Source organism: Protofrankia sp. CiP1_Cm_nod1, assembly GCF_920888515.1.
Taxonomy (GTDB): Bacteria; Actinomycetota; Actinomycetes; order Frankiales; family Frankiaceae; genus Protofrankia.
In genome coordinates this window covers 1-5,850 of the sequence record NZ_CAKKTM010000436.1, presented here as the reverse complement: position 1 = coordinate 5,850, position 5,850 = coordinate 1, and the positions used below count along the sequence as shown (strand labels likewise).

The 5,850-nt window shown below is 74.1% G+C and carries 3 protein-coding genes and 1 pseudogene; all 4 read left to right on the top strand.

The features are described 5' to 3' along the window. The coding region (locus tag NBX02_RS19685; protein WP_250292531.1) for an NAD(P)H-hydrate dehydratase at positions 1-1,333 on the top strand (1,333 nt) is incomplete at its 5' end. 630 nt (positions 1,334-1,963) lie between these two features. Continuing rightward, a complete protein-coding gene (gene alr, locus NBX02_RS19680; RefSeq protein ID WP_445548540.1) occupies positions 1,964-3,307 on the top strand; it encodes an alanine racemase in 1,344 nt (447 codons plus the stop codon). Further along, entirely contained in the window at positions 3,304-4,539 is a 1,236-nt protein-coding gene (locus NBX02_RS19675; protein WP_250282639.1) for an alpha/beta fold hydrolase, read from the top strand. Before alr ends, NBX02_RS19675 begins: the two co-directional genes overlap by 4 nt. 341 nt (positions 4,540-4,880) lie before the next feature. Next, positions 4,881-5,255: pseudogene (gene tsaE, locus NBX02_RS19670) on the top strand (tRNA (adenosine(37)-N6)-threonylcarbamoyltransferase complex ATPase subunit type 1 TsaE); the annotation flags it as partial. Between the last annotated feature and the right edge of the window lie 595 nt (positions 5,256-5,850).

Here is a 5,850-nt window from a genome sequence, read left to right as displayed (position 1 = left end):
GTGGACGGGCGCGCGGCTGGCCGCCCGGGGCGCCCGGGTGGACGCGCTCGCCCCGGGCCGGACACATTCCGCCGGGACGGCGGCGCTGCTCGCCGCGGGCGGCCGCCTGCACACGCTGCCCGGGCCAGAAGCGGCTGACGAGCAGCCACCAGGACCTGGGACGCCGGCCGGTGACGACACGGCCGCGCGGCTGCTCGCAGCGGCCGACCTCGTCCTCGACGGCCTGCTCGGCATCGGTGGCAGAGGCGGCCTGCGGCCCGGGCACGCCCGGCTGGCGGTACGCGCCCCCCGGGAACGGACCGTCGCCGTGGACGTCCCGAGCGGGGTGGACAGCGACACCGGGGCGGTGGTCGGCCCGGCGGTCCGCGCGAGCAGCACGGTGACCTTCGGCACCTACAAGCCTGGCCTGCTGGTCGGGGCCGGGGCGGAGCACGCGGGCGAGGTGGAGCTGGTCGACATCGGCCTCACTCTCCCGGCCGCGGACCTTGTCGCGCTGGACGACGCCGACGCGGACCGCCTCCGGCCCGTCCCCGTGCCGACGGACTCCAAGTACACCCGCGGGGTGCTCGGCCTGGTCGCGGGCAGCGACAGCTACCCGGGCGCGGCCGTGCTCGCCACCGGCGGGGCGCTGCGCGCGGCCGCGGGCTACCTGCGGGTGGTGAGCACCAGGGTGGCCGCCGACCACGTGCGCCGGGCGCATCCCGAAGCGGTGGTCACCGAGATCGGCCCCGGTGACGCCGACGCCGTCCTCGCGGCCGGACGGGTACAGGCATGGGCCGTCGGCCCGGGGCTGCCCGCGGACGGACACACCGCCCGGATAGTGGCCGCCCTGCTGGCCACCGACGTTCCCGTGCTGCTCGACGCCGGCGCTCTGGGCGTGTTGGCCCAGGATGCCCGCAGCGCCCGCGCGCTGCGGGAGCGCGCCGCGCCGGCCCTGCTCACACCGCACGAAGGCGAGTTCGTCCGGCTCGCGGCGGCACTCGGCTGGGACGCGGAGACGACCGTGGGCGAACTGGCCGCGGACCGGCTCGCGGTGGTGCGCCGCTGCGCCGCCGAACTCGGCGTGACCGTCCTGCTGAAGGGCAGCCGCACCCTGGTCGTCGACCGGGACGGGCGGGCGCGGGTGAACACCACGGGCACGCCATGGCTTGCCACGGCCGGCAGCGGGGACGTCCTGACCGGCCTGTGCGGCTCGTTGCTCGCCGGCGGCAGCGACGCGCTGGACGCTGGCAGCGTGGGCGCCCACCTGCACGGCCGAGCGGCCGCGCGCGCGGGCCATCCGCTGGCGGCGTCCGACCTGCCCGCGCTGCTGCGGCAGCGCCGGACGCGGTGACGGCCGGCCGTCGGCGTCGACGGCCGTGGCTTCTCCTGCCCGCCGTCCTGTCCGTCGCATGATCCCTCCTGTTGGTGATCAGTGAATTCCGGTTGCCGCGACTTCGTGGCCCGGTTCCCGTGGCGTATCGGACCGGCAGCCGGAGCGCCGGAGGGCAGCCGGTGGCCGGCGGGGATCCCGGGTGTGGAAAAGCGCTCGTGCTGTCCGTTGCCGCCTGGGCGAGCCGCCCAGGGCGTGCCTCGACGGTGCGCTCCGCGTCCCTGGCGCGCCAGCCTCGCGGCGTATCTGTGGATAACCAGCAGCGAGCCGGCAGTTGTCCACAGCCCCGGCCGGTGGCCTCGGCACGGTGCCGTCGGCTGTGCTGTCATCGACATCCCGGCGCTGGCATTCCGGCCATCCGGCCGGGGCTACCGACGACGAGCCCGGTGGCCGGCACCGGGCCACCCGCCGGGCCCGAGCGTCGCAACACGCCACGGCCCACCGGCCGCGACGAGGTGAGGTGAGATGATCTCAGGGTCTCCTGCCGGAGCACCGGCGACTCGGAAGATCTTGTTACCGTCGAGGTGCGGCGCGCCGCGACATCCCGACACGGGTCGGCACAACTGGCCGGACAGGTCAGGAAGGCTCCGGATGACAACGCAGAGTGAAGGCTTGCGTGCCTGTGCCATCGTGGACCTGGACGCGGTCCGTGAGTCGGTGGCAGCCCTGGTCGCCCGCGCCGGGAACGCCGCGACCATGGCGGTGGTGAAGAGCGACGGCTACGGGCACGGGATGTCCGCGTGCGCGCGTGCCGCCGTGGAGGCGGGCGCGAGCTGGCTCGGGGTCGCCGTCATCGAAGAAGGGCTCGCGCTGCGCGCCGCCGGCTGCAGCGTCCCGGTCTTCGCCTGGCTCACCGCCCCGGGGGAACCGCTCGCTGACGCGCTCGCCGCCGACATCGACCTCTCCGCGTCGGCTCCCTGGATGCTGGCGGAGATCGCCGAGGCTGCCCGGCACACCGGCCGGCGAGCCCGCGTCCACCTCAAGGCCGACACCGGCCTGGGCCGGAGCGGCGCCACCGAGGCGGACTGGCCGTCCCTGTGCGACGCGGCGGCGGCGCTGGTCGCCGAGGACCTGATCGAGGTGACCGGCGTGTGGAGCCATCTGGCCTTCGCCGACTCGCCCGGCCATCCGACCGTCCGCGGCCAGATCGGGCGTTTCACCGACGCGGTCACCATCGCCGAGAAGGCCGGTCTGCGTCCGCAGGTGCGTCATCTGGCCAATTCGGCGGCGACCCTGGTCAGCCCGGACGCCCATTTCGACATGGTGCGTCCGGGGATATCCGTGTACGGGCTGTCACCGGGGCCGCAGGTCGGTCCGCCCGCGGCCCTGGGCCTGCGGCCGGCCATGACGTTGACCGCCCGGCTCGCGCTGGCCAAACGGGTGCCGGCGGGCAGCGGCGTGTCCTATGCCCACCGGTACACCACCGCCACGGCGTCGACCCTTGGGCTGGTGCCGCTCGGGTACGCCGACGGCGTCCCGCGGGCGGCCGGCAACACCGCCGAGGTGCTGCTCGCGGGCCGGCGCCGGCGGATAGCCGGAACCGTCTGCATGGACCAATTCGTGGTCGACGTCGGCGATGATCCGGTCCAGGCCGGCGACCAGGTGATCCTGTTCGGGCCCGGGGAGCACGGCGAGCCCACCGCGCAGGACTGGGCGGACGCTCTCGACACGATCAGCTACGAGATCGTCACCAGGATTGGCGCCCGGGTGCCCCGCATTCACCTGAACGCCTCCGGCGGGCCGCGGGACACCGGTCGGTGGGGCGCGGGCATGCCGGACACCGGCCGGCCCGCTCCCGGGGTGACCGGCAGCCCGCCGCCCGCTGTCAGTCAGTCTGACGCCGGTTCGTCCAGCGCTGGTTCGTTCGGCGCCGGTTCGTCCGGTCCGGGTCTTCCCGGCGCCGGCCCGTCAGCGTCAGGACGGCTTCCGTCATGAGCACGTCCCAGGCAACAGAGGATGTAGGAGCGGACGGTGCGGGCGGCGCCGCGCGGGCCATGATGGCCGGCCGGTTCCTCGGCATCGGCGGCGGTGTCGTCCGGGCGAGCCGTGCCGTCACCCGGACGCGGGCAGTGCGTGCGGCGGGGGTCACGGGCCTGGTCACGGCGGCCGTCATAGGTACGGCGGCGGAACGGCGGCTGGCACGCATCCGTGCCGAGCGGGCCGGCGCGGCCGAGAAGGACCCGGTCGACCCGGTCGACCCGGTCGGCGGGCGGCCGGCCACGGTGATCACCTCCGACGGGGTGCCGTTACATGTGGAGATCGTCGGTGACGCCGACGCGCCGCTCACCCTCGTGTTCGTCCACGGCTTCTGCGTCAGCCTCGACTGCTGGACGTTCCAGCGCCGGGACCTGGCCGGCTGCGGCCGGCTGGTGTTCTACGACCAGCGGGCGCATGGTGCCTCGGGCCCCTCGGATCTCGCGGGGTGCACGATCGAGCAGCTTGGTGACGATCTGTACCGGGTGCTCGGCGAGGTGGTGCCGACCGGCCCGGTGCTGCTCGTCGGGCACTCGATGGGCGGGATGACGATCCTCGCGTTGGCCGACGCCCATCCGGAGCTGTTCGAGGACCGGATCGTCGGGGTCGCGCTCGTGTCGACCAGCGCCGGCGGCCTGGCGACGGTCACCTTCGGTCTGCCCGCGACGGCCACGCTGGCACTGCGGGCCTGCCTGCCCGGCCTCGCGATCGGTATGCGCTACGCTCCGTCGCTGCTGGAACGGGGACGCCGCCATGGCGGTGACCTCGCCTGGGTCATCACCCGCCGGATCGGCTTCGGCTCGAACGAGGTGGAGCCGGCCGTGGTGTCGTTCCTGGAGAAGACGATAGCCGCCACGCCACTGCACGTGGTCGCGGCCTTCCTGCCCGCGCTGATCTCTTATGACAAGCTGCTTGCCGCGGCGGTGCTGGTGGCGACGCCGACACTGATCCTCGTCGGTGACGCCGACGTGATGACCCCGGTGGAGCACAGCCGCACGCTCGCCGCGGCGCTCCCCGAGGCGGATCTGGTGGTCGTACCCGGCGCCGGCCACAGCGTCCCGCTGGAGCGTCCGGACGAGGTCAACGCGGCATTACGTACCCTCGTCCAGCGGGCGAGGGCCCATCGGCCACCCCCGGACAACCCGGTCGTGCCCGCCCCTCGGGAGCACGGCATAGACGACATCCACGCATGAGCGCTCCGCGGCGGACGCCCGTGGGCACGACAGCGACGTCGTCCAGGCGGTCCTGACCAGCCCTGATGTTGATGTCTGTGTGTAATGGGAACGAACGAAACCGGCAGGACGCGGGCGGCGGGCGGCACCCACAGCATCCATGGGGACGAAGTTGTGGCCCGCGGGCGTGCACGTGACGGCCTGCACGTGACGGCCTGCACGTGACGGCGTGCGTGCGACAGGTATGAACGTGATCTCGTGAGGTGGACGTTGTGAGTGGCCCGGATACACCACTGCCCCCTTGGCTGCGCACTGGTGAGTCCCTTCGCGCCAGCGTTGCGATCAGAGCCGAGGATGGCGGTCTGGTGGTCGAGGCCGCGGACGCCGACAGTACCCGCGAGGCGGGCAGGGAGCTGGCCGCCGTGCTGCGCGCGGGCGACCTCGTGATCCTGGCCGGGCCGCTCGGCGCCGGCAAGACCGTTTTTGTCCAGGGCGTTGCCGTGGGCCTGGGCGTTGCCGGGGCGGTCACCTCCCCGACCTTCGTGATCGCCCGGGTACACCCGGGCGGCCGGGTGCCCCTGGTGCATGTGGACGCCTACCGCCTGGGCGGGCTCGCCGAGGTCGAGGACATCGATCTCGACGCCGATGTCGAGCAGTCCGTGACCGTGGTCGAATGGGGCTCGGGCCTGGTGGAGGGGCTGGCCGGCACACATCTGCGGGTGGAGATCGCCCGTCCCGAGGACGCGGCGCCGGCGGCTCCCGCCACGGGCACCTATATCAGCACGGATATCGGCGCCAGCGTGGGTGTTCCCGCCGGCGCGGACGCCTCCGTCAGCGACGCCCCCACCGGTGCGGATGCCGGTGGCAGCGTGGATACCGCCGGCCGGGCGGAAGCCATCGGCGTCGCCGGTACGGGCGGGGTGCCCGATGCCGGGGGGCGGCGCGTGATCCGTCTGCTCGGCAGCGGCGGGGACTGGCCGCGGCGCCTGTCGTTGTTGGTGCCATTGCCATCATCAGCGCAGACAACCGTGAGCCCGCCGGCTCCACCAACTCCACCGGCTTCGTCAACTCCACCGGCTTCGCCGGCCCGGCCGCACCGGCCGGAGCCGGGCTGGCTGTGAGGGATCAAGGGGCGATCTTGCGGTTGGTGACCGGCTAGGCTGGCGGACGTGCTGCTCATCGCTCTTGACACGGCGACACCCGCCTGCTCCGTCGCGCTCGTCGACGTGGCTCACGGGTACTCGCCCGGCACGTCGGCCGCGGCGGCTGTGCCGGTCGTGCCGGCCGGAGTGGGGCAGCCCACAGGGGCGGCCGCGGCCAGCGGGCCCGCGG

Bases quoted from the DNA above. Each gene is read 5' to 3' on its own strand.
- NBX02_RS19675 (WP_250282639.1), top strand. From the start codon at position 3,304: ATGAGCACGTCCCAGGCAACAGAGGATGTAGGAGCGGACGGTGCGGGC.
- alr (WP_445548540.1), top strand. From the start codon at position 1,964: ATGACAACGCAGAGTGAAGGCTTGCGTGCCTGTGCCATCGTGGACCTG.